This is a genomic window from Lysobacter changpingensis, assembly GCF_017308985.1.
Taxonomy (GTDB): domain Bacteria; phylum Pseudomonadota; class Gammaproteobacteria; order Xanthomonadales; family Xanthomonadaceae; genus Lysobacter_J; species Lysobacter_J changpingensis.
Genome location: NZ_JADWPE010000007.1, coordinates 159774 through 183405, shown reverse-complemented (window position 1 = coordinate 183405; position 23632 = coordinate 159774). Strand labels below are relative to the sequence as shown.

The following is a 23632-nucleotide window of genomic DNA, read 5'->3' as shown; positions in this document are numbered from 1 at the left end:
GGCGGATCAGCGTTCGGTGCTGGCCGAAAGCGCCGCGTTCAACGCCGCGTTGCCGTTCACCAGGTCGGCCCAGCGCAGCTCCTGGCCGTTGCGTCGGCCCTTCTCCACCAGCTTCAGGCCATCGCCGTCGATGGTCAGGGTGTAGGCGCGTTCCTCGATCTGGATCTCGCGACGAAGGGGCTTGTCGAGCTTCGTGGTCATGCGCAATTCCTCGCAGGGGTGAATTCCGGGGATCACCGCGACCCTACGGGGAGGCGGTTAGCGTGGCGTGAATACGTTCAGCGCGCGGTCGAGCTGTCCCCGCGCGCGCGTCGGCGACGTACCGCGGCCGACATGAAACGGGCCCCAAACGGGGCCCGTTTCGCCGTGCATGGAACGATGCGACGCGGGGCGCCTTAGAAGCGCGCGCCCAGGCCCACGCCGACGGTGACCGGGTTCAGTCCGGCCTTGCCGACGTTGGTGCCGTCGACGGTGACGTTCGGCTGGCCGGTGGTGTCGTGCATGTAGCGCACGTCGGCGCGGGCGAACCAGGTCGGGGTGATGTTGACGTCCACGCCGGCGGTGGCCATCGCGCCCTTGGCGGTTTCCACGCCGATGCGCTGGCCGGCGAGCGCGCCGGTCGGCTCGGCCTTCTCGCCGTCGGTGTTGGCTTCGAAGTAACCCAGGCCCACGAACGGACGCACGATGCTCTGGGTGTTGCCGAAGTGGTACTGGCCGCTCAGCGCGTAGGGCTGCGTGTCGACGCTGGCGATCTTGCCGTTGGGCGTGCGCACGCGGTTGCCGAACTTGTCGGCCGCGCCCCACGCCTCAATGGCGATGTTGTCGGTGACGTAGTAGTTCGCGCTCAGCGTGGCGGCGCCGTCGCCGTCGACGTTGGTGCGCGTGCCGTCGATCTGCGGGTTCTTGGTCGGCTCGGCCAGCGAGTAGCCGCCGACCACCGCGAAACGCTTGCCGCTGGTGTCCGGACCGGTGATCTCCTGCGCGAATGCGGCAGGCGCGATGGCGAGGGTGGCCACGACGGCCAGGGTCAAATGACGAAAGTGCTTCATGGAGACATCTCCTGTTATTGGATTCGTGCCTTGGGGGAGGCAGCCTTCGAAAGGCGCGGCCAACGTAGCGATCGGTCGATGAACCGTTCTTGCGTCGCGATCGCGCGATCACGGAACTTTCGCGATGCGGACGTCGCCGCGCGTTGCGCGCGTGCCTGCCATGGGCTGGATGAACCACGCTTGACCATGCCGCCCCGGCGTTGACGAACGCTCCACGCCACGGCTTTCCGACGAACGTGCGGGTGCGGTGGAGGACAGCGCGCCGCGCCCGAGGCAAGATGGCAAGCCACGGACCGGACGGGGAAGCGCTCCATGAATCGACTGTTAGCGTCGTGCGTGCTGTGCGCCGCGTGCGCGGCGAACATCGCGCCCGCGGCGGAGATCGAACTCGATGCGTCGTGCGACATCGACAGTGACTACGACCTGACCATCGACGAACGCAGCGTCATCCTCACGCGCGAGGCGGGTACGCCCCACGCGATCGTCATGCGCCAGGGCCGGCTGTTCGTCGACGACCGCTGGGTCGGGTTGAACGCCGCCGACCGCCAGCGCATCGCCGACTTCGAGAAGGGCGCGCGTGCGGCGATGCCCGAGGCGCAGGCCATCGGCCGCGACGCCGCCGACATCGCCTTCACCGTGCTGGGCGAGGTGGCGGCGGGTTTCGCCAGCGATCCGAAGCTCGTGCAGCAGAAACTGGATCGCGCGCGTGCGCAGATCGACGCACGGCTGGCGCGTTCGGTCACCGCGACCCGCTTCAACGGACGCGAGCTGGGCGACGGCATCGGCGAGGCGGTGGCCGAGGTGATCCCGAGCATGATCGGCGACATCGTGTCCGGCGCGATCGGCGCGGCCTTCAGCGGCGACGCGTCGCGGCTGAAGCGGCTGGAGGACCTCGACGCGCAGATCGACGCCCGTGTTGAACCGCGCGCCCGGGCGCTGGAGAAGCGTGCGCAGGCGTTGTGCGGGCGGCTGGCCGAACTCGACCGGATCGACGATGCGCTGGAATTCCGCCTGCCCGGCGGCCAGCCGCTGGGCCTGCTGGAGTCGCGCCGCGCGGACGGCGGCACGCCCGCCGCCGATGCCGCCGAACAGGCCGCCCGGGCGGAACCGGCCGGCGAAAGGACACGTTAGGTACTGGATACCGTGACGTACGGCCGGCGCGGTTGGCGCATGGGCCGGCAAACCGCACAATAGGGTTTTCGCGTCTGCGGGACCCCCCACACATGGCTGAGCTCAAAGAAGCACGCGTTCCCGACATCGGGAACTACGACGGCGTGCCGGTGATCGAATTGCTGGTCGCGGTCGGCGACACGGTGAAGCTGGACCAGGGACTGGTCACGCTGGAATCGGACAAGGCCACCATGGAGGTTCCGGCGCCGTTCGCCGGCGTCATCCGCGAGATCAAGGTCAAGATCGGCGACGAGCTGGCCGAAGGCAGCGTCGTGGCGCTGATCGAGCCGACCGACGGAGCGCCGGCCGCCGAAGTGCCGCAGCCCGCCGCCGCTCAGGCTCCGGCTCCGGCCAAGGCCGCCGCGCCCGCGCGTGCCGAGCCGGCCGCGCCGTCGCAGCAGGTCAAGACCGCCGAGACCGGTGCCAAGGTCGAGCCCGTCGTCGTGCCGCAGCAGCCCGACCGCATCGCCCAGGCCTCGATCGACGCCTCGCGTCCGGGCGTGGATCCGGAAGCGATGCCGCCGCGCAGCCCGCCGGTCACCTTCGACTCGGGCGAGTTGATGCCCGACAAGGTGCCCTACGCCAGCCCGGCAGTGCGCCTGTTCGCGCGCGAGCTCGGCGTGGACCTGTCGCACGTCGCCGGCAGCGAGCGCGGTGGCCGCATCAGCCGCGAGGATGTGCAGAAATTCGTGAAGTCGGTGATGGAAGGCGGCGCCGCGCCGTCGGCCGGTGCCGCGCCGGTCGCCGGTGGCGGCGGCCTCAACCTGCTGCCGTGGCCGAAGGTCGACTTCGCCAAGTTCGGCGAGATCGAAAGCAAGCCGCTGTCGCGCATCCAGAAGCTGTCCGGCGCGAACCTCGCGCGCAACTGGGCGATGATCCCGCACGTCACGCAGCACGACGATGCCGACATCACCGACCTGGAAGAGCTGCGCGTCGCGCTCAACAAGGAAAACGAGAAGAGCGGCGTCAAGCTCACCATGCTCGCCTTCCTGATGAAGGCGTCGGTCGCGGCGATGCAGAAGTACCCGACCTTCAACGCATCGCTCGATGGTTCCGGCGAGAACCTGGTGATGAAGAAGTACTTCCACATCGGCTTCGCCGCCGACACGCCGAACGGGCTGGTCGTGCCGGTCGTGCGCGACGTGGACAAGAAGGGCGTGCTGCAGATCGCCCAGGAAACCGCCGAACTCGCCAAGAAGGCGCGCGACGGCAAGCTGGGCCCGGCCGACATGAGCGGCGGCTGCTTCTCGATCAGCTCGCTGGGCGGCATCGGCGGTACCAAGTTCACCCCGATCGTGAATGCACCGGAAGTCGCGATCCTCGGCGTGTCGAAGTCGGCGATCCGTCCGGTGTGGGACGGCAAGCAGTTCGCGCCGCGCCTGATCCTGCCGCTGTCGCTGAGCTACGACCACCGCGTCATCGACGGCGCCGCCGCCGCGCGCTTCACCGCGTACCTGGCGCAGCTGCTGGCCGACATGCGGCGCGTGCTGCTGTGACGTTCCGCGCGCTGGGCCTGACGCTGGCGGCCTTCGCCGCCCTCGCGACGACGTCCGCCGCGCACGCCGACGAGGCGTGCGCGCTGGACCTCGGCCGCGGCTGGCCGCCGGCGACGGAGAACTACGGCACCGCCGTGGAGCAGCTGTTCTTCGGCGGCGACAAGCCCGTGCTCAGCCTGACCCGCCTGCCCGCGCGCAGCGCCGAAAGCGGCGTGCAGCTGTTCGCCGGCGAAGGCGAGGGCGACTGGCGCCTGCGCTACACGCAGGCCGACGAACGCATCGAAGTGTGGAGCGGCGGCAAGCGCGAACTGCGCATCGGCCAGCAGCCCGAGGTGATCGAAGTGCCGATGCCGGCCGCGCTCGCGCGTCGCGTCGTCGCCGACTGGCAGCGTGCGCTGAGCACGCAGGTCCCGGCCGATCGCACCGCGCAGTTCCACGAGGGCGAGGTGCTGCTGTTCGTCGTGGACGATGCGGCGGCCGGCGGGTCGCTGCGCGTCAGCGGCCTGCAGCCCGGCTGCGGCCCCACGGCCGAACTCATGGAACAGGTCGGCCTGCTGATCGAGGCCACCGACGATAGCGACGAGAAACGCTACAAGCGCTGGCGCGAGCTCGAGGAATCGCTCGACGAACTCGACGTGCAACTGGAACAGACGCTCGCCGGCGCCACCGGCTGAGCCGCAGGAGAACCCCACAATGGCGACCATTGAAGTCAAGGTGCCGGACATCGGCGACTACGACGGCGTACCGGTGATCGAGCTGCTCGTCGCCGTCGGCGATACGGTGAAGAAGGACCAGGGCCTGGTCACACTGGAATCGGACAAGGCGACGATGGAAGTCCCGTCGTCCGACGAAGGCGTGGTGAAGGAGATCAAGGTGAAGGTCGGCGACAAGGTCGCCGAGGGCGCCGTGATCGTCGTGCTGGAAGGCGCCGGCGAAGCCGCCGTGCCGAAGCCGGCCGAAGCCCCCGCGCCGGCCGCCGCCGCGCCGTCCCCCGAGCAGACGAAGCCGCCGGTCGCGCCGTCCCCGGCCGCGCCGCCGAGCGAGGCGCCCAAGCCCGCGCTCGGTACCGGTCGCAAGGCCGACATCGAATGCCGCGTGGTCGTGCTCGGCTCGGGTCCCGGCGGCTACACCGCCGCGTTCCGCGCGGCCGACCTCGGCCTCGATACCGTCATCGTCGAACGCTACGCCACGCTTGGCGGCGTTTGCCTCAACGTCGGCTGCATCCCGTCGAAGGCGCTGCTGCACGCGGCGGCGCTGATCGAGGAAGCCGCGCATTCGGCCGACATCGGCATCAGCTTCGGCAAGCCGAAGATCGACCTCGACAAGCTGCGCGACTTCAAGCAGAACAAGGTCGTGTCGCAGTTCACTAAGGGCCTGGCCGGCATGGCCAAGCAGCGCAAGGTGCGTTCGGTGCAGGGCGTCGGGAAATTCGTGTCGCCCAACGAACTGGAGATCACCGGCGACGACGGCAAGACGCAGCTGCTGCGTTTCGAGCAGTGCATCATCGCGGCCGGTTCGCAGGCGGTGAAGCTGCCGAACTTCCCGTGGGACGACCCGCGCATCATGGATTCCACCGATGCGCTGGAGCTGGCCGAAGTGCCGAAAAAGCTCCTCGTCGTCGGCGGCGGCATCATCGGCCTGGAAATGGCGACGGTGTATCGCGCGCTGGGCAGCGAAGTGACCGTCGTGGAATTCATGGACCAGCTGATGCCGGGCGCCGACAAGGACCTGGTGAAGCCGCTGGCCGATCGCCTGAAGAAGCAGGGCGTCGTCGTCCATCTCAAGACCAAGGCCGCGAAGGTCGAGGCCGCGAAGGGCGGCATCACCGTGTCGTTCGAAGCCGCCGACGCCGGCGCGACGCCCGCGCTGGAGAAGGGCACGTGGGATCGCGTGCTGGTCGCCGTGGGCCGCGCGCCGAACGGCAACAGGATCGACGCCGACAAGGCCGGCGTGCAGGTGACCGAGCGCGGCTTCATCCCGGTCGATCGCCAGATGCGCACCAACGTGCCGCACATCTTCGCCATCGGCGATCTCGTCGGACAGCCGATGCTCGCGCACAAGGCGACGCACGAGGGCAAGCTCGCGGCGGAAGTGATCGCCGGCGAGAAGCGCGAGTGGGTCGCGCGCGTGGTGCCGTCGGTGGCCTACACCGATCCCGAGATCGCGTGGGTCGGCGTCACCGAGACCGAAGCCAAGGCCAAGGGCCTGCACGTGGGCGTGGGCAAGTTCCCGTGGGCCGCGTCCGCCCGCGCGGTCGGCATCGGCCGTGGCGAGGGCTTCACCAAGCTGGTCTTCGACGAGAAGACGCATCGCGTCATCGGCGGCGGCATCGTCGGCGTGCACGCGGGCGACCTGATCAGCGAAGTGGCGCTGGCCATCGAGATGGGCGCCGAAGCCGGCGACATCGGCGCGACGATCCATCCGCACCCGACGCTCAGCGAAACGGTGGCGATGGCGGCCGAAGTCTACGAAGGCACGATCACCGACCTGTACATCCCGAAGAAGAAGTAGGTCGGGGTTCCAGGCGGCAGCAACGAAACAGGCGCGGAGTTCCGCGCCTGTTTCGCTTTGGTGCGTTGCAACTTCGATCAGAACGAGAACGACACCCCCGCGACCGGCCCCTTGAAGCGATGGTCGAGGCCGAGCGATCCATCGCGTCCGCCGCGACGCGCATCGAGCTTGAACCAGTCGTAGCCGACGAATGCGCCGAACACCGGCGTGAAGCGGTACTCCACCGCCGCGTTCGCGCGCGAGATGCTGCCGTCGTAGTCGCCGAAGTCGCCCCAGTCGGCGTCCAGGTACTGGCCCTGCAGGTTGATCAGCCACTTCTCGCCCGGCGCGAACGTGAACCGCGCACCGACCACGGGTGCGTAGCCGTCCTGCTGGTCGCGGTCTTCATACCGGTACGGGCCGGCTTCCGCGAGCAGGCGTCCGTCGAGCTTCGCCCATTCGGCGCCGATCTGCAGGCCCAGTTCGAAGGTATCGGTGTCCACCACCGCGTAGTCGTACATCAGGCTCGCCAGCGTGAACTCGGCTTCGGCACGCGCGAAGCTGCCCGCGGGGATCGTGACCTCGCCGAACGACAGGTCGCCATCGAGCGTGGTGGTGTTCTCCTTGTCGTACTGGAAGTAGTCGAATACCAGCCGCTGGCGTTCGCTGAAACGGAAGGTGCCGTCGATTCGCGGCGACACCTCGTTGCTGCCGAAATCGAATTCCTGGCTGTAGCGATAGTCCTGCCCCATGAACTGCGTGCGGGCGGTGAGTTCGCTGGACGCGTCGGCATCCATCACGCCGAGGCGAAGGGTGAAACGATCGTTCTGTTGCGCCTGCGCGGCGCTCGCGAAGAGCAGGGAAGACAGGCCCAATGCAAGGCCCAAATGCTTCAACTCCATCATCAGTCCACTCCATCGAAACGAATGCGAGTGGCTATGGAGCCGCAGGCGCGATGCAGCAGAAGTGAAAGTCGCCGCGTCGTGCGCGTCGATGCGGCGACGACGCGTTCGAGGGCATATGCGATCACATGCGGCTCACGCGCATCGCAGCGCGACTGCGCGATTCGCGATGGCCGGACAAGGCGAAGCCCCGGCGCGAGCCGGGGCTTCGGAGGGCCCACCGGGACTGCCGTTGACGAGGAGAGACCGTCGGCGGGCGATCGGTGGATGGGACCGGGGGACTCGGGAAAGGTTCCGCAACCGGTCGCGATGGGACGCCGGAAGCGGAACTGCGTCACAACGCGACGGCGCCGCTCGCAGCATCGGGTTGGCGCGCGGCCTGGCCGCGCGCTTCGATGCGCTTCCACACCTTCTCGTGGAAGTGGAGCGCGACCGTGTTGCACGCCGGCTCGACCAGGGCCAGCGCACCGCCCACCCAGACGCTGCCGGTCATCAGGTAGCCGACGGTGAAGGCGACGCTGAAATGGACGGCGGCGAAACTGAAGGTCTTGGCCATGAGCGGGTCCTCAAATGAGAGTGGTTCTCATTATGCAGCTGCGGCCCTCGCGGTCCAATCGAATGTTCCAGCGGCGGCGATAGGTTGCGGCTATCGTTCAGGAAAATGTCGCAGTCGGGGCGAAACGTGGGGATTGGCCCGAAATCCGGCCTCCGTAACCCTCGCCGGTTGCCCGGACTTAAGGCGACCTTTATACTTTTGCGGCTCTACCGGGCGCTTTGCGCCTGCCCCAGACCGACGAGTCCCGCGTGCACGATCCCTTGTCCGCAGGCCGCCGGCTGGCGTCGCGCGCGGCTGCCTGGCAGGCCGCCGCGGCAGCGCTGGTCGCGCTGGCGTTCATCCCCCTCGGGGCGCCCATGGCGCTGGCGGCGGCGGTGGGCGGCGGCGCAGTCGTCGCGGGCGGGGTGGTGGCGGCCCTGATGGCCCTGGGCGGCGGCATCCAGCCGGCCGGCATGGCGATGGGGCGGCTGCTCGCCGGGGTGATGTTGAAGTGGGTGGTGGTGTTTGGAGTTTTAACCCTCGGCCTGGCCGGGTTCAAGCTGCCGCCATTGCCGATGCTGGTGGGAGTGCTCGCGGCGACGCTGGCATTCGTACTGGCCAATCTTTTGAAACGATAAGGTGTCTTTCGTGAGCGAACAGACCGGTTCGGGCGGCCTGAACGAATACATCCAGCATCACCTGCAGCAGAACACGATCGAAGTGTTCGGCGGCGCGTTCCATATCGACACCTGGGCGGTGTCGCTGGTGCTGGGTCTGATCTTCATCGGCTGGTTCGCGCTCTTCGCGCGCAAGGCCACCGCCGGCGTGCCGTCCAAGGGGCAGGCATTCGTCGAACTGATTCTGGAGTTCATCGACGGCCAGGTGAAGGACAGCTTCCACGGCGACCGCCGTTCGATCACGCCGCTGGCGCTGACGATCTTCGTCTGGGTCGTGCTGATGAACTGCATGGACCTGTTGCCGCTGGATGCACCGCATACGGCGATCACGCTCTTCGCAGGTGCGGAAACCGCTCACCACACGTATTTCCGCTGGGTCCCGACGGCCGACCTCAACACCACGCTGGCGATGTCGGTGGTGGTGTTCTTCCTGATCCTGGGTCATTCGATCAAGGCCAAGGGCGGCTTCGGCTTCGGCAAGGAACTGCTGACCGCGCCGTTCCACGCGCATGGCGCCGGTGCCAAGATCGCGCTGGCGCCGGCCAACCTCGGCCTCAACGTCATCGAGTACCTCGTCAAGCCGGTCAGCCTGGCGATGCGACTGTTCGGCAACATGTATGGCGGCGAGCTGGTCTTCATGCTGATCGCCGGCCTGCTGGGCGGCAGCATCCTCATGTTCATCCCGGGCGTGTTCTTCAACATCGCATGGGCGCTGTTCCACATCCTGATCGTGCTGCTGCAGGCCTTCATTTTCATGATCCTCACGGTCGTCTACATCGCCGGCGCGTACGAGAGTCACTGATTTCGCTTTACCGCTTCACCTTCCAAGCTTCACCTTCCTTAGTCGTCCAAACCAAAACGTTTCAGTAGGAGAAAACCATGGAATTCATCGCCAGTGTGCAGGGCCTGACCGCTATCGCGATCGGCATGATGGTCGGCCTCGGCGCGATCGGCGCGTGCCTCGGCATCGCGCTGATGGGCTCGAAGTTCCTTGAGTCGGCTGCCCGCCAGCCGGAACTGGTTCCGATGCTGCAGGGTCGCATGTTCCTGCTGGCCGGCCTGATCGACGCGGCGTTCATCATCGCGCTGGCCGTCGGCCTGCTGTTCGCCTTCGGCAATCCGCTGCTGGGCGCGCTGCAGACCGCTGCTGGCGCCTGATCCCGGGCCGCAAGCCGATCTATTGAGCCGTCCGAGACCCGGACGGCTCTCCCGGGCGTAAAGCCCGAAAAACCCGCGTTCCATCGGAGCTGTCATGAATCTCAACATGACCTTCTTCGGCCAGATGATCACGTTCATCGTGTTGATCTGGTTCACGATGAAGTTCATTTGGCCGCCGCTGAACAAGGCGATCGAAGAACGTCAACAAAAGATTGCCGAGGGCCTGGCTGCCGCCGAGCAGAGCCAGAAGAACCTCGCGCAGGCACAGCAGAGCGTCGACGCCGAGCTGCGTAGCGCGCGTACCAAGGCCAACGAGATCATCGAGCAGGCGCACCAGCGCGCCAATCAGATCATCGACCAGGCCAAGAACGACGCGATCGCCGAAGCCAACCGGCAGAAGTCGGCGGCCGAAGCCGAGATTGCGGCGGCATCGAACCGCGCCCGCGAGGAACTGCGCAAGCAGGTCTCCACGCTGGCCGTGACCGGCGCCGAAAAGCTGCTTAAGCGCGAAATCGACGCCAACGCCCACAAGGCGCTGCTCGACGAGCTGGCAGCCCAGCTTTGATCTGTGCACACGGCATCACCCAGGCTCGCTCGAGCGGAATGATCTGAAATGACCCAGGCCTTGACCCTCGCCCGTCCGTACGCACGTGCCGCCTTCGCGCTTTCGCGCGAGGGCGGTCGCACCGCTGCGTGGTCGCAGGCGCTCGCCTTCGCTTCGCGCGTGGCTGCCGATCCGCAGGCGCAGGCGCTGCTCGGCCACCCGCTGCTCAACCCCGCCGACGCGGTCGGCCTGCTTGCGCCGGACGGCGCCGATGAAGCCTTCACCCGCTTCCTCGGCCTGCTCGCCGACAACCGCCGCCTCGTGCTGCTGCCGGAAATCACCGGCCAGTTCGAAGAGCTGCGCGCCGAAGCCGAGCGCGTGGTCAAGGCGAAGGTCACCGCTGCGAGCGAGCTGCCGTCCGCCGAACTCGACGCCATCAAGGCCGCGCTGAAGAAGCGCTTCGGCCGAGAGGTCGAGATCGAGACGGCGGTCGATGCCTCGCTGATCGGCGGCGCGGTGATCGACGCGGGCGACGTGGTCATCGACGGCTCGCTGAAGGGCAAGCTCGAGCGCCTGCAGTCGACGCTGTCGCAATAACGAATTCATCTGCAATTCCGGTCTATGCCGGATCAAGGGACTCAACCCATGGCAACCACCACGCTCAACCCGTCCGAAATCAGTGAACTGATCAAGACCCGCATCGAGAAGGTCAAGCTGACCGCCGAAGCGCGCAACGAAGGCACCGTCACCTCGGTGTCGGACGGCATCGTGCGCATCTACGGCCTGGCCGACGTGATGCAGGGCGAAATGATCGAGCTGCCGAACAGCACCTACGCGCTGGCGCTGAACCTGGAGCGCGACTCGGTCGGCGCCGTGGTCCTGGGTGACTACGAGCACCTGCGCGAAGGCGACGTCGCCAAGACGACCGGCCGTATCCTCGAAGTGCCGGTGGGTCGCGAACTGCTCGGCCGCGTCGTGAACGCGCTGGGCGAGCCGATCGACGGCAAGGGCCCGATCGGCGCCTCGCAGACCGCTCCGGTGGAGCGCGTCGCCCCGGGCGTGATCTGGCGCAAGTCGGTCGACCAGCCGGTGCAGACCGGTTACAAGACCGTCGACGCGATGATCCCGATCGGCCGCGGCCAGCGCGAGCTGGTCATCGGCGACCGCCAGACCGGCAAGACCGCCCTGGCCATCGACGCGGTGATCAACCAGAAGGGCACGGGCATCAAGTGCGTGTACGTGGCGATCGGCCAGAAGGCCTCGACCGTCGCGAACATCGTGCGTCGCCTGGAAGAGAACGGCGCGCTGGCGCACACGATCGTCGTCGCCGCCACGGCGTCCGAATCGGCCGCCATGCAGTACATCTCGGCCTACTCGGGCTGCACGATGGGCGAGTTCTTCATGGACCGCGGCGAAGATGCGCTGATCGTGTACGACGACCTGTCCAAGCAGGCCGTCGCCTACCGCCAGATCTCGCTGCTGCTCAAGCGCCCGCCGGGTCGCGAAGCCTACCCGGGCGACGTGTTCTACCTGCACAGCCGCCTGCTCGAGCGCGCCGCGCGCGTGTCCGAGGAGTACGTCGAGAAGTTCACCAACGGCGAAGTGAAGGGCAAGACCGGTTCGCTGACCGCGCTGCCGATCATCGAAACGCAGGCCGGCGACGTGTCCGCGTTCGTGCCGACCAACGTGATCTCGATCACCGACGGCCAGATCTTCCTGGAAACCGACCTGTTCAACGCCGGCATCCGCCCGGCCGTGAACGCCGGTATCTCGGTGTCGCGCGTCGGTGGTGCGGCCCAGACCAAGATCATCAAGAAGCTGTCGGGCGGCATCCGCATCGCGCTCGCCCAGTACCGTGAGCTGGCTGCGTTCGCGCAGTTCGCCTCCGACCTGGACGAAGCCACCCGCAAGCAGCTCGAGCGCGGCCAGCGCGTCACCGAGCTGATGAAGCAGAAGCAGTACGCGCCGATGTCGATCGCGCTGCAGGCCCTGTCGATCTACGCCGTCAACGAGGGCTACCTCGACGACGTGCCGGTCAACAAGATCCTGGCGTTCGAAGAGGGTCTGCACGCCCACTTCGTCAACACGCAGGGCGAGCTGGTCAAGACGATCAACAGCACCGGCAACTGGAACGACGAGATCGAGGCGACCTTCAAGAAGGGCATCGCCGAGTTCAAGCAGACCGGCACCTGGTGAAGCCGTGATTCGTGATTCGGGATTGGTGATTCGCAAAAGCAGCACGCGGATCGCCAACCATACGAATCACGAATGACTAATCACGAATCACGAGCGAGCAGAGCGAGCGACAGATGGCAGGCGGACGCGAAATCAAATCCAAGATCAAGAGCGTGCAGAACACCCGCAAGGTGACGCGCGCGCTCGAGATGGTCTCGGCTTCCAAGATCCGCAAGGCGCAGGAACGCATGAAGGTCTCGCGTCCGTATGCGCGCGTGATGAAGCAGGTGATCGGCCACCTGGCGCAGGCCAACTCCGATTACCAGCATCCGTACCTGGTCGAGCGCCAGGACGTGAAGCGCGTCGGCTACATCATCGTGTCGTCGGACCGCGGCCTCGCCGGTGGCCTGAACAACAACCTGTTCCGCAAGCTGCTCGGCGAGTTCCGCAAGTGGCACGAGCAGGGCGTCGAGATCGACGTCGTCACCATCGGCCAGAAGGCCTCGGTGTTCTTCCGTCGCATCAAGGTCAACATGGTCGGTTCGGTCACCCACCTGGGCGACCAGCCGAAGCTGGAAGACCTGGTCGGCGTGGTCAAGGTGATGCTGGACGGCTACAGCAGCGGCAACCTCGACCGCGTGTTCGTCTGCTACAACGACTTCGTCAACACGATGACCCAGCGTGCGGCGTTCGACCAACTGCTGCCGCTGCCGCCGGCGGAGACGCAGGTCGCCAAGCACGACTGGGACTACATCTACGAACCCGATGCGGCGACCGTGCTCGACCACGTGCTCAACCGCTACGTCGAGTCGCTGGTGTACCAGGCGGTGCTGGAGAACGTCGCGTCCGAGCATGCCGCGCGCATGGTCGCGATGAAGGCCGCCTCCGACAACGCCACCAAGCTGATCGGCACGCTGAACCTGGTCTACAACAAGGCCCGCCAGGCTGCGATCACGCAGGAAATCTCGGAAATCGTCGGCGGCGCCGCGGCGGTGTAAGGCGGTGATTGGTGATTCGGGATTGGTGATTCGTTAGAAGCAGCGTTTCGCGCTCGACCGAATCACGAATCACCAATCACGAATCACAACGAATCAATCGGGCGACGCAAGCCGCCGAAACGAACAAAGTTAATCGGAGCAACCACAATGAGTCAGGGCAAGATCGTTCAGATCATCGGCGCCGTCGTCGACGTCGAGTTCCCGCGCGAGTCCGTGCCGAAGGTGTACGACGCGCTGAAGGTCGACAACACCGCCATCACGCTCGAAGTCCAGCAGCAGCTCGGTGACGGCGTCGTCCGCACCATCGCCCTGGGCTCCACCGACGGCCTGAAGCGCAACCTGGTCGCCACCAACACCGGCCGCGCGATCGCGGTGCCGGTCGGCGCCGGCACGCTCGGCCGCATCATGGACGTGCTGGGCAACGCCATCGACGAAGCCGGCCCGGTGCAGGCGGCCGATCATTGGGAAATCCACCGCGCGGCCCCGACGTACGAAGACCAGTCCTCGGCCAACGAGCTGCTGGAAACCGGCATCAAGGTCATCGACCTGATGTGCCCGTTCGCGAAGGGCGGCAAGGTCGGCCTGTTCGGCGGCGCCGGCGTCGGCAAGACCGTCAACATGATGGAACTGATCAACAACATCGCCAAGGCGCACTCGGGTCTGTCCGTGTTCGCCGGCGTGGGCGAGCGTACCCGCGAGGGCAACGACTTCTACCACGAGATGAAGGACTCCAACGTCCTCGACAAGGTGGCGATGGTGTACGGCCAGATGAACGAGCCGCCGGGTAACCGCCTGCGCGTCGCGCTGACCGGCCTGACGATGGCCGAGTACTTCCGCGACGAGAAGGACGCCTCGGGCAAGGGCCGTGACGTGCTGCTGTTCGTCGACAACATCTACCGCTACACGCTGGCCGGTACCGAAGTGTCGGCACTGCTGGGCCGCATGCCGTCGGCGGTGGGTTACCAGCCGACGCTGGCCGAGGAAATGGGCGTCCTGCAGGAGCGCATCACCTCGACCAAGACCGGTTCGATCACCTCGATCCAGGCCGTGTACGTTCCCGCGGACGACCTGACCGACCCGTCGCCGGCGACCACCTTCGCCCACCTCGACGCCACCGTCGTGCTGTCGCGAAACATCGCCTCGCTGGGTATCTACCCGGCCGTGGACCCGCTCGACTCCACCTCGCGCCAGCTCGATCCGAACGTGATCGGCCTGGAGCACTACGAGGTCGCGCGCAAGGTCCAGTCGACGCTCCAGAAGTACAAGGAACTGAAGGACATCATCGCGATCCTGGGCATGGACGAGCTGTCGGAAGAAGACAAGCAGGCCGTGTCGCGCGCCCGCAAGATCGAGCGCTTCTTCTCGCAGCCGTTCCACGTGGCCGAAGTCTTCACCGGTTCGCCGGGCAAGTACGTGTCGCTGAAGGACACCATCCGCGGCTTCAAGGGCATCGTGGAAGGCGAGTACGACCACCTGCCCGAGCAGGCGTTCTACATGGTCGGCGGCATCGAGGAAGCGGTCGAGAAGGCCAAGAAGATCACCGGTTGATCGGTTGATCTTGTTCCCTCTCCCATCGCAGCACTGAACGGTGCGCGAAGGTGAGAGGGTCAGGGTGGAGGCTCCGCTTCCGCCCTCACCCCAACCCTCTCCCGCAGGCGGGAGAGGGGGACGCAGAAGAAAGGCACGTTCTCCATGGCATCCACGATTCGTTGTGACATCGTCAGCGCCGAGCAGGAAATCTTCCACGGCGACGCCGAGCTGGTGGTCGCCACCGGTGAGATCGGCGAGCTCGGCATCGCGCCGAAGCACGCGCCGCTGATCACCCGCCTGAAGCCGGGCAAGGTCGTGGTGACCCTGCCCGGTGGCGAGCAGCTGGACTTCGCGATCTCGGGCGGCATCCTCGAGGTGCAGCCGACGGTCGTCACCGTGCTGGCCGACACCGCCGTGCGCGCGCAGGACATCGACGAAGCCGCCGTCCGCGCCGCGAAGGAAGAAGCCGAGCGGATCCTGTCGAAGAAGGATCCGAAGATGAGCATGGAAGAAGCCCAGGCCCAGCTGGCCATGAGCATCGCCCAGCTCAGCGCGCTGGAGCGTTTGCGCAAGAACATGAAGCACTGAAGGACGGGATTGGGGATTCGGAACAACGAACTCCCTTCACCGCGGACAAGGCGACGGCGACCCCGTCGCCTTTGTCGTTTCTGGGCCCCGGCAACTCACGGAGCCGCGTACGCTCTTCCCGAATCCCGAATCCCGAATCCCGAATCCCGAATCCCGAATCCCGAATCCCGAATCCCGAATCCCGAATCCCGAATCCCGAGTCCCGAGTCCCGAGTCCCGAGTCCCGAGTCCCGAGTCCCGAGTCCCGAGTCCCGAGTCCCGAGTCCCCAGCAGGGGAGCCAAGGTCGCGTACATGCAAGATAATGCGCCGAACTTTCACCGAACCATCACGATGGATACCCCCGTTCGAGTCGCGGTCGTCGTTCCCTGCTACAACGAGGCCACGACGATCGCCAAGGTCGTGACGGATTTCCGCGCGGCGTTGCCGGATGCCACCGTGCACGTCTTCGACAACGCGAGCACGGACTTGACGGCCGCCACGGCCGAAGCGGCCGGCGCGCGCGTGACCCGCGTTCCCATGAAGGGCAAGGGCAACGTCGTGCGCGCGATGTTCCGCGAAGTCGATGCCGACATCCTGCTGATGGTCGATGGCGACGATACCTATCCCGCGGCCCATGCGCGCGAACTGCTCGCGCCGGTCATCGCCGGCTCGGCGGACATGGTGGTCGGCACCCGCCTGGAGCAGCATCACGATGGCGCGTTCCGGCGATTCCACGGATTCGGCAACCGGCTCGTGCGCGGCGTGATCACGCGACTGTTCGGTTACGGGATCTCCGACGCGCTGTCGGGCTATCGCGCGTTCAACCGCCGGTTCGTGCGATCCATGCCGGTGCTGTCGCAGGGCTTCGAGATCGAGACGGAAATGACCGTCTTCGCGCTCGCCAACGGCATGACCGTCCGCGAGATCCCCGTCCCTTACGGCGCGCGGCCCGTCGGCAGCCATTCGAAACTCCACACCTTCCGCGACGGCTACCGGGTGCTGCGCACCATCGCGTTCCTGTACAAGGATTACCGCCCGCTGCGGTTCTTCGGATGGCTCGCGCTGCTGTGCCTGCTGGGCGGTATGGCCGCCGGCTCCATCGTCATCGGCGAATTCGCCACCACCGGGAAGGTCACGCATCCTTCCACGGCGGTCCTGGCGGCGGCCCTGGTGCTTTCGGCGTTGCTGTCGGTTGCCACCGGCCTGATTCTCGATACCGTGAATCGCAGGAGCCAGGAGCTGATGCGCCTGCTGGCAGACCAGGTGGTGCATGCCATCCGCAAGTAAGGATGCTGGCCGGAAGATTCACCAGAACAACTGCTGCGCCGGGCAGAAAATCTTCCCGGGCTGAGGCGTGGGGCTGCCAACACAAGCGTGGTGAGCTCGGCGTTCATAGCGCGTGTCAAAGCACGCGCGCAGCTGATTGCGCACTGTCCGTGCGCGGGAGCGTCGTGCAACGTCGCGAAGCAGGGAACGTTCCCGCACAATGCCCAACGACGGGCGCCGGATCGTGTCCGGTCCGGCGCATGACTTCAATCGCCCAGCAGTCGATGCAGCGGCTGCCTGGGTTCCGACGCGATGTCGAAATTGAGCCACGACAGGATCAGCTGGCTACCCAGGATCAGGGGCAGGGCCGCCAGCATCACGGTGCCCGCGGTGGATACCTCTCCCAACGCGATCGAACGGCACCACGCGATCGCTCCGAAGATGACACCAAAGGCCAGCATCGGTATGCCGACCAGCAGCTCCAATGACGCCACCGAGAAACCGCGAACGAAGTAGCTGTAGATGAGGCGACGGAAAGCGTTGCGCGAATGTCCTGCAAGAAAAGGACCAATCACGCGCATCGGGCGCAGGCTCGAAGGCTCGCCTTCGTAACGTGCGGACATGGGCATCTCCGCCACGACAGCGCGAACCTGATTGAGCTGGTACAGCATGTCCGACTCGAAAAAGTAACGTCTGGCCACGCGGTCCAGCGGAATCTCGGACACCACCTTGCGATGGATCGCCGTGAAGCCATTGGTCGGGTCGAACAGCTGCCAGTAGCCGCTGGACAGCTTGGTCATGAAGGACAACACCGCGTTGCCGATCAGGCGGACGGCCGGCATTGCGGCCACGTCGGCAATATGGTGGAAGCGATTGCCTTTGGTGTAGTCCGCGCGCCCGGCGAGGATCGGCGCCGCCAACCGGTCGATCATGGCCGGATCCATCTGCCCGTCGCCGTCGATCTTCACGATGGCCACCGCGTCGCTTTCCAGTGCCGCCGTGTAGCCGGTGATCACCGCGCCGCCCACGCCCTGGTTCTTCTCGTGATACAGGACGGTGACCCGTGGGTCACGGCATTCGCGTTCGACCAGTCGTCCGGTGGACAACGGGCACTGGTCATCCACGACGTAGATCCATCCCGCTTCCGGCCCGATGCCGGCGATCACATCGAGGACCAGGGCACCGACGCCGTAGCACGGAATCACGACGGCAAGGCGAGGCGGAGTTCGTTCATTCATGGGCGTTTCCGTCCTGCTGTTTGCGCACGAATAGCGAAGCAATGGATTGGCGGAGCCCGCTCGCGAGATCCCGATCGCGGGCGACATCGGAAGCCGGGATCGTGGCGGCGCGAATCAGGGAGAAACGCATGGGCTTGGTTGGCGAAGCGGTCACCACGAACTCCTTGACCGGTTCGTTCAGCGTGAGCGCGTTCTCGATGCTGGCCACTTCCGAAGTCGTGCAGGTGGCCCAGCGCGACTCCAGATGCGTTTCGCCGGGGCGGTCCGCGTAACGCGCCGACCAGGAGACGATGATCGGGACGTTCACCTGGTCGCAGTGCATGGAAATGCTGGAATCGAACCGTCGAACGTCGCCCGACACCGGATAGCGGACCTTGATGTACTCGGGCTTCTCGACAGTCGTGGCGGCCGGCAGCGAGATACCGGCTATCTCCCAGATTTCATAATTGCCCACGCTCGACACCTGGCGGCTCTCGCTGGAGCGCAGGGCCGCGCTCAACGCCGGACTCGGCCTCTGCGTGTCGACCACCACGACTTCCACGCCGAAGTCCGAGAGCAACTTTCGCCATGCCTTGCCGGTCGGATCCGAATCGGCGGCGGCGGCAAGTCCTCTGAGACGCCAGTCGTACCAGGCTGTCGTGTACGCGGTCCCCGCCAGTTCGGCGTTGCCGTGCGAAATCACATTGTGGAAGAGGGCCTGCTTGCTGCCGTGGTACAGATCCCGAACGCGGGCCGCGACCTCACGCTGCGGAACGAACTTCCGCAACGCCTCCCTGCTGCCTTCGAGCAGGAACACATGCAGCATCCCGCCGTGGATCTGCCAGTAACCCGTGGAAAGCAGGCTCAGGTTCAGAACGACGATCGCGCCGACAGCTGCCAGCGTCTGCCTGCGCAGCTCAAGCTGGTTCAAGCCGGCCATCGCGACGGGCACCAGCAGTGCGAAGGACGGATGGACGTAGCGCACGTACTGGATCTGGAAGAAAACCAGCAGGAAGCAGCCCAGGCCCACCAGAGCCAACGCACGCGCGCGACGTCGGAGCAGCGCAAGCAGGGTGCCGGCGAAGATCAGCAGGAGCGCCATTCCGGATGCGCCGTCCTTGGCGCTCAGGTAGCGCGTGGTATGGAACGTCAGGTCCCAGGGCGTCCTCCAGTTCACACCGGCATCCCACAGCTCGTCCTTCCAGTTGATCGGCTGGAAGTAGGGCGACTGGAAGATGCCGTTGAGGAAGGGCAGGGTGGGATTGCCGGTGAGCAGGTATGCGTAGAAGTAGCTCGATGCGGCAACGAGGAGACCCAGCGCGCTGGCCGGCAGCAGCCACTTCCACGGCAGCCCGCGACCGGCTCTGGCCACCAGCCAGACGCCCATCGGAATCAGCAACAGTGCATTGGACAGTTTCAGCGCCAGCAGCAGGCCGGCGAGTACGGCAATCAGGCAGAGCCGCTTTCGGCCGTAGACGGCAGGCCTGCCGATCGCGATGGCGAGCCCGAGCAGCGTGGCCGTCGTGGCCGTCTCCGTCTGCATGCCCGCCAGCAGGGAACTCGACATGGGGAACGTGACGTAAAGCGCGATCGCCATCCAGCGCAGTGCGGAGGGCAGTCCAAGCAGGAGGCCGAGCTGCCAGAGCGCTCCGCAGATGAGCAGCAACCAGATGCCGTTGACGGCGCCGCGCGCCTCGCTCCCCGCGAGCAGCTGCGCAATCGCATGCACCACATCGCTCGCCCACGGCGCCACGGCCCAGAGCGAATCGCCCGCGGCCATGCGGTAGTAGCCCAGTTCCTGCAGTTGCCACGGCAGCGCCAGGTGGTAGCTGACGTCGTCGGACTGCGCGGTGGGCAACCAGGCGGCGGTCGATGCGATGCCCACGCAGGTGATCGCGACGAACGCGGCCACAGGGGCCTGGTCGATGGCGGAAACGAACCGGCTACCGAGCGGTCGTACCGCGGACACGATCGCCCGGCGTCGCAAGGAGATGACGAGCGCGGCGACGAGGAAATACACCGAAGGACGATGGATCGGAAACGGCAGCAGCCAGCCGACCGCCGCGCAGATGATGCCAAGGCCGGCAAGCAGTGCGAGCTCCGCACGGGCAGGCTCGTCGTCGGCCACGAGCAACGTACCCAGGCCGAGGGCCACGGCCGCGATGACGAGGGCTGCCGCCGTCGGCCCGAGTCCGGCGAAACACGCCAGCGCCACGAGCCACGCCCCGGCAGCCGTCGCGACGAACCGGCGTCGCTGCACCATCCACACCAGGCCCGTGATGGTGGTGATCGCAGCAGCGATGAGGGCATAGTCCACCACGGTGAATACCGCGACGTTGCGCCACGTCGAATGGAAAAGGAAGCCAAAAACCGTCAGTAGCGGTGTGACCCACAGGATCAGCTGCCGCACGGACGACGGCAGCGACAACGTTCGGGGAACTGCGTCCATGCACTCTGCGCCTAGGGAAATCGGCCTAGTCTATCTGCGAAAAAAGACGACTGTCTGCGAGAACAGTTCGGCTGGGCCGGGGTGGTGGGCGGGCCGGGCCTGGAGCGATCAGCGCCGGTACACCCAGTGCCGCGAGAGAAGGAATCCGACCGCACTCAGCGCCAGGTCGATGGCCGGCTTGGCCAGCCACGCCCATTTGAGGCCAACCGCCGCGTCGATGTTCGCCATGGCCCACGTGCTCACTGCCGTGGTCCCGAGCCACATCAGCACGAAGCGCGCGAACTGGCGCCGCCCCAGGGTGCCTTCCGAGCCGAAGGTGAACCGGCCGTTGAACCAGAACCCGAGCACCGCGCCACTGACGCGACCCACCACGTTGGCGGGCTCGACGGCGACGCCGGCGGCGCTCAGGCTCACGAAAACGGCCCAGTCCACCAGCAACTGCAACATGCCGATCAGGAAGTAACTGCCGCCCTGCCGGAGCAGTGTGGGGGTGGGGATCAGTCGGCGCATGCCGTGATTCTAGACCAGCCGTCGGTCACACTTGCTGAAGGCCGCGCCGCACGGGAAGCCTGTCGCCGGACCATTGCTAAGATTCCGCTCGCGGCGTCGACGTCCGGGCCGGCATCAGGAACAGAACAGGAACACGCATGAACCAGTTGCACGTCGTCATCCTCGCCGCCGGCGAGGGCAAGCGCATGAAATCGTCCACGGCCAAGGTGCTGCAGAAGATCGCCGGCAAGCCGATGCTGGGGCACGTGATCGACACCGCGCGCCAGCTCGGTGCGGCCGGCGTTCACGTCGTGTACGGGCACGGGGGCGAGCAGGTGCGTGCGGCGTTCGCCGACCAGCCGGACCTGCACTGGACCGAGCAGGAGCAGCGCCTGGGCACCGGCCATGCGGTGCAGCAGGCGATGCCGTCGGTGCCGGTCGACGCGCGCGTGCTGGTGCTGTACGGCGACGTGCCGCTGATCACCGCGCAGACGCTGCAACGCCTGTTGCAGGCGCCGGGACGCATCGCGGTGCTGGTCGCCGATCTCGACGATCCCACCGGCTACGGCCGCATCGTGCGCGATCCGCAGGGTCGCGTCGGCCGCATCGTCGAACACAAGGACGCCGACGACGAGCAGCGCGAGATCCGCACCGTCAACACTGGCATCCTCGTCGCCGACGGCGAGGCCCTGCGCCGCTGGCTGCAGCACCTGGGCAACGACAACGCGCAGGGCGAGTACTACCTCACCGATGTCTTCGCCTCCGCCGCCGCCGAATTCAACGCGGCCGAGATGGTCCACGTGCAGGATCCGATCGAAGTCGAAGGTGCCAACGATGCGTGGCAACTCGCGCAACTCGAACGCGCCTTCCAGCGTCGCGCGGCGCGTGCGCTCTGTGTGCAGGGCGCCCGCCTGGCCGACCCGTCGCGTTACGACCAGCGTGGCGAGGTGAGCGTCGGCCACGACGTGGAGATCGACGTGGACGTGGTGCTGGAAGGCAAGGTCGTGCTCGGCGACGGCGTTCGCATCGGCCCGTTCTGCCGCCTGAAGGACGTCACCCTCGGCCCCGGCACCGAAGTGCGCGCGCATTGCGACCTCGATGGTGTCGTCGTCGAAGGCGCGGCGCAGATCGGTCCGTATTCGCGCCTGCGTCCGGGCACCGTGCTCGCCGACGGCGTGCACATCGGCAACTTCGTCGAGACCAAGAACGCGCGCATCGGCGTGACCAGCAAGGCCAACCACCTCACGTACCTCGGCGATACCGTCATCGGCTCGCGCGTGAATGTCGGCGCCGGCACGATCACCTGCAACTACGACGGCGTGAACAAGTCGACCACGATCATCGAGGACGGCGCGTTCATCGGCTCCAATTCCTCGCTCGTTGCGCCGGTGACGATCGGCCGTGAGGCGACGATCGCCGCGGGTTCGGTCGTCACGCGCGATGCGCCCGAAGGCAAGCTCACCGTGGCGCGTGCGCGGCAGTCGGTGGTGGAGGGGTGGCAGCGGCCGGTGAAGAAGCCCAAAGGCTAGGAACGAGTGAAAGGAACCAGCAACGAGCAGGGCGTTCTTCACTCGTTTCCCGTTCTCCGCTCGTTCCCCGTTACTCGGCGGGCAGCGTCAAACTCACCGTCAGCCCGCCGCCGTCGCGATTCGCCAGGCCGATCCGGCCCCCGTGCGCCTCGCAGATCTCGCGCGCGAGCGCCAAACCCAGGCCACTGCCACTGCGCTTGGTCGAGTAGAACGGCACCAGCGCGTTGGCGAGCACCGCATCCGACATGCCCGGACCGCGATCGCTCACTTCCACCCGCAGCACGCGCCCGACCTGCCGGACCGACACGGTCACGTCCTCGTGCGCGGAGCCGGATTCGTGCGCGTTCTTCAGCACGTTGATCAGCGCCTGCTCGACCTGCGCGGGATCGAAGCGCGCCGGATCGTCCGGCACCGGGCCATGCTGGAACGCGTAATGCTGCTGCAGCCGCGACAGGAACGGCGCCCATTCCACCGTTTCCAGTTCCGGCACGGGCAGCTTCGCCACGCTCGAGTACCCGCGCAGGAAGCCGTGCAGATGCCGCGCGCGTTCCTCGATGGTTTCGAAGATGCGCCCGAGCTTCTCGTAGTCCTCGCGCCGCAGCAGCTCGGCGCCCGAATGCGCCAGCGACGTGATCGGCGCCAGCGAGTTGTTGAGCTCGTGGCTGATCACGCGGATCACCTTCTTCCACGTCGCCACTTCCTGCCGGTTCAACTCGGCGGTGAGCCGCTTGAACATGTACAGCGTGTGCACGCGGCCATTGAGATGGAAGTCGCGACGCGCGAGGTGGTAGGTCTCTTCCTGCCCGGCATGCTCGAAGCTGAAAAGCCGGTCACGGCCTTCGCCGAGTGCCTCGCGCAACGGCGCGGGCGTGTGTTCCATCAGCTGCGCGAACTTCAGTCCTTCGACCTTGCGCCCGTCATGGAACAGCTGGCGCGCGGCGACGTTGCCGTACACGATCGCGCCGCGGCTCTCGGTGAGCAGCAGCGCGGTCGGCGTGTTCTGCACGACCGTGTCGAGCAGCAGTTCGCGCTGGAACAGCGACTGGCGCTCCTCGCGCAGAACGCGGCCGAGTTCGTTGTGCGCCTCGACCAGGTCGTCGAGTTCGTCATGCGACCGGCGCGTCACGCTGAAACTGAAATCGCCGTCGCGGAAGCTCGCCACCGAACCCGACAACGCGCGGAACAGACTGAGTTGTCGGGCGAGATAGCGTTGCGCGATCCATGGCGCGACGATCGCACAGGCCAGCATCGCCAGGCTCGCGCCGAGCAGCGCGTTGTCGAGCCAGTCGATCAGCAGCGCCGCGAGCCCGGCGGCGCCCAGCATCGCCACGAACAGCAGCAACGCGAGCTTTCCGGCCATCGAGAACTGGCGCGTCTGCGGCTGCATGGC

The 23632-nt window shown here is 66.5% G+C and carries 23 protein-coding genes; 15 read left to right on the top strand and 8 right to left on the bottom strand.

Annotation, left to right across the window (positions count from 1 at the left end; genetic code table 11):
* Nucleotides 1-6: 6 nt before the first annotated feature.
* Complete coding sequence (locus tag I4U41_RS16630; protein ID WP_206862285.1) at nt 7-201, bottom strand: hypothetical protein; 195 nt, start codon at nt 199-201, stop codon at nt 7-9.
* A 194-nt stretch (nt 202-395) separates the two neighbouring features.
* The gene (locus I4U41_RS16625) at nt 396-1049 is read right to left on the bottom strand and encodes an OmpW/AlkL family protein (protein WP_206862284.1); all 654 of its coding nucleotides are present in this window, start codon (nt 1047-1049) and stop codon (nt 396-398) included.
* 312 nt (nt 1050-1361) lie between these two features.
* Here I4U41_RS16625 and I4U41_RS16620 point away from each other — a divergent pair, with 312 nt between their 5' ends.
* From I4U41_RS16620 to lpdA, 4 genes are all read left to right on the top strand, one after another.
* On the top strand, nt 1362-2180 hold the full coding sequence (locus I4U41_RS16620; protein ID WP_206862283.1) for a DUF2884 family protein: 819 nt from the start codon (nt 1362-1364) through the stop codon (nt 2178-2180).
* A 92-nt stretch (nt 2181-2272) separates the two neighbouring features.
* Nucleotides 2273-3715: a dihydrolipoyllysine-residue acetyltransferase gene (locus I4U41_RS16615; protein ID WP_206862282.1), complete on the top strand. Its 1443-nt coding sequence runs from the start codon at nt 2273-2275 to the stop codon at nt 3713-3715.
* On the top strand, nt 3712-4389 hold the full coding sequence (locus tag I4U41_RS16610; protein ID WP_320415214.1) for a hypothetical protein: 678 nt from the start codon (nt 3712-3714) through the stop codon (nt 4387-4389). The genes I4U41_RS16615 and I4U41_RS16610 overlap by 4 nt, the downstream gene beginning before the upstream one ends.
* Before the next feature lie 19 nt (nt 4390-4408).
* Nucleotides 4409-6226, top strand: a complete 1818-nt coding sequence (lpdA, locus tag I4U41_RS16605; RefSeq protein WP_206862281.1) for a dihydrolipoyl dehydrogenase — start codon at nt 4409-4411, stop codon at nt 6224-6226.
* A 77-nt stretch (nt 6227-6303) separates the two neighbouring features.
* On the opposite strand, the gene I4U41_RS16600 is transcribed toward lpdA, so the two are convergent.
* Both I4U41_RS16600 and I4U41_RS16595 read right to left on the bottom strand, forming a co-directional pair.
* Nucleotides 6304-7110: a YfaZ family protein gene (locus tag I4U41_RS16600; RefSeq protein ID WP_425492609.1), complete on the bottom strand. Its 807-nt coding sequence runs from the start codon at nt 7108-7110 to the stop codon at nt 6304-6306.
* Nucleotides 7111-7441: 331 nt separating this feature from the next.
* On the bottom strand, nt 7442-7663 hold the full coding sequence (locus tag I4U41_RS16595) for a DUF2061 domain-containing protein (RefSeq protein ID WP_206862280.1): 222 nt from the start codon (nt 7661-7663) through the stop codon (nt 7442-7444).
* Nucleotides 7664-7911: 248 nt separating this feature from the next.
* On the opposite strand from I4U41_RS16595, the gene I4U41_RS16590 reads away from it, so the two are divergent.
* The 10 genes from I4U41_RS16590 to I4U41_RS16545 all read left to right on the top strand — a co-directional run bounded on the left by I4U41_RS16590 (nt 7912) and on the right by I4U41_RS16545 (nt 16579).
* The gene (locus tag I4U41_RS16590; RefSeq protein ID WP_206862279.1) at nt 7912-8280 is read left to right on the top strand and encodes a hypothetical protein; all 369 of its coding nucleotides are present in this window, start codon (nt 7912-7914) and stop codon (nt 8278-8280) included.
* A gap of 10 nt (nt 8281-8290) precedes the next feature.
* On the top strand, nt 8291-9121 hold the full coding sequence (gene atpB, locus I4U41_RS16585; RefSeq protein WP_206862278.1) for a F0F1 ATP synthase subunit A: 831 nt from the start codon (nt 8291-8293) through the stop codon (nt 9119-9121).
* Between the two features lie 77 nt (nt 9122-9198).
* Nucleotides 9199-9477: a F0F1 ATP synthase subunit C gene (atpE, locus tag I4U41_RS16580; RefSeq protein ID WP_115841924.1), complete on the top strand. Its 279-nt coding sequence runs from the start codon at nt 9199-9201 to the stop codon at nt 9475-9477.
* A gap of 94 nt (nt 9478-9571) precedes the next feature.
* Nucleotides 9572-10042: a F0F1 ATP synthase subunit B gene (locus I4U41_RS16575; protein WP_206862277.1), complete on the top strand. Its 471-nt coding sequence runs from the start codon at nt 9572-9574 to the stop codon at nt 10040-10042.
* A 48-nt stretch (nt 10043-10090) separates the two neighbouring features.
* Nucleotides 10091-10618 carry a F0F1 ATP synthase subunit delta gene (locus I4U41_RS16570; RefSeq protein ID WP_115841922.1) on the top strand — a complete coding sequence of 176 codons (528 nt, stop codon included), beginning with the start codon at nt 10091-10093 and terminating at the stop codon, nt 10616-10618.
* Nucleotides 10619-10666: 48 nt separating this feature from the next.
* Entirely contained in the window at nt 10667-12217 is a 1551-nt protein-coding gene (gene atpA, locus I4U41_RS16565) for a F0F1 ATP synthase subunit alpha (protein WP_115841921.1), read from the top strand.
* Between the two features lie 113 nt (nt 12218-12330).
* Nucleotides 12331-13194, top strand: coding sequence for a F0F1 ATP synthase subunit gamma (gene atpG, locus I4U41_RS16560; protein WP_206862276.1), 864 nt, complete (start codon nt 12331-12333; stop codon nt 13192-13194).
* Between the two features lie 147 nt (nt 13195-13341).
* Nucleotides 13342-14742, top strand: coding sequence for a F0F1 ATP synthase subunit beta (gene atpD, locus I4U41_RS16555; protein WP_115841919.1), 1401 nt, complete (start codon nt 13342-13344; stop codon nt 14740-14742).
* A gap of 144 nt (nt 14743-14886) precedes the next feature.
* Nucleotides 14887-15312, top strand: a complete 426-nt coding sequence (locus I4U41_RS16550) for a F0F1 ATP synthase subunit epsilon (protein WP_206862275.1) — start codon at nt 14887-14889, stop codon at nt 15310-15312.
* 331 nt (nt 15313-15643) lie between these two features.
* A complete protein-coding gene (locus I4U41_RS16545; RefSeq protein ID WP_206862274.1) occupies nt 15644-16579 on the top strand; it encodes a glycosyltransferase in 936 nt (311 codons plus the stop codon).
* 245 nt (nt 16580-16824) lie between these two features.
* On the opposite strand, the gene I4U41_RS16540 is transcribed toward I4U41_RS16545, so the two are convergent.
* The 3 genes from I4U41_RS16540 to I4U41_RS16530 all read right to left on the bottom strand — a co-directional run bounded on the left by I4U41_RS16540 (nt 16825) and on the right by I4U41_RS16530 (nt 20734).
* On the bottom strand, nt 16825-17796 hold the full coding sequence (locus I4U41_RS16540) for a glycosyltransferase family 2 protein (protein WP_206862273.1): 972 nt from the start codon (nt 17794-17796) through the stop codon (nt 16825-16827).
* Nucleotides 17789-20224 (bottom strand): hypothetical protein, encoded by a 2436-nt coding sequence (locus I4U41_RS16535; protein WP_206862272.1) that lies wholly within the window; start codon nt 20222-20224, stop codon nt 17789-17791. The genes I4U41_RS16540 and I4U41_RS16535 overlap by 8 nt, the downstream gene beginning before the upstream one ends.
* A gap of 108 nt (nt 20225-20332) precedes the next feature.
* Nucleotides 20333-20734, bottom strand: coding sequence for a GtrA family protein (locus tag I4U41_RS16530; RefSeq protein ID WP_206862271.1), 402 nt, complete (start codon nt 20732-20734; stop codon nt 20333-20335).
* Nucleotides 20735-20871: 137 nt separating this feature from the next.
* On the opposite strand from I4U41_RS16530, the gene glmU reads away from it, so the two are divergent.
* A complete protein-coding gene (glmU, locus tag I4U41_RS16525) occupies nt 20872-22242 on the top strand; it encodes a bifunctional UDP-N-acetylglucosamine diphosphorylase/glucosamine-1-phosphate N-acetyltransferase GlmU (RefSeq protein ID WP_206862270.1) in 1371 nt (456 codons plus the stop codon).
* Between the two features lie 70 nt (nt 22243-22312).
* Here the strand turns inward: glmU and I4U41_RS16520 are convergent, their stop codons facing one another.
* Entirely contained in the window at nt 22313-23629 is a 1317-nt protein-coding gene (locus I4U41_RS16520; RefSeq protein WP_206862269.1) for a sensor histidine kinase, read from the bottom strand.
* Nucleotides 23630-23632 lie beyond the last annotated feature (3 nt).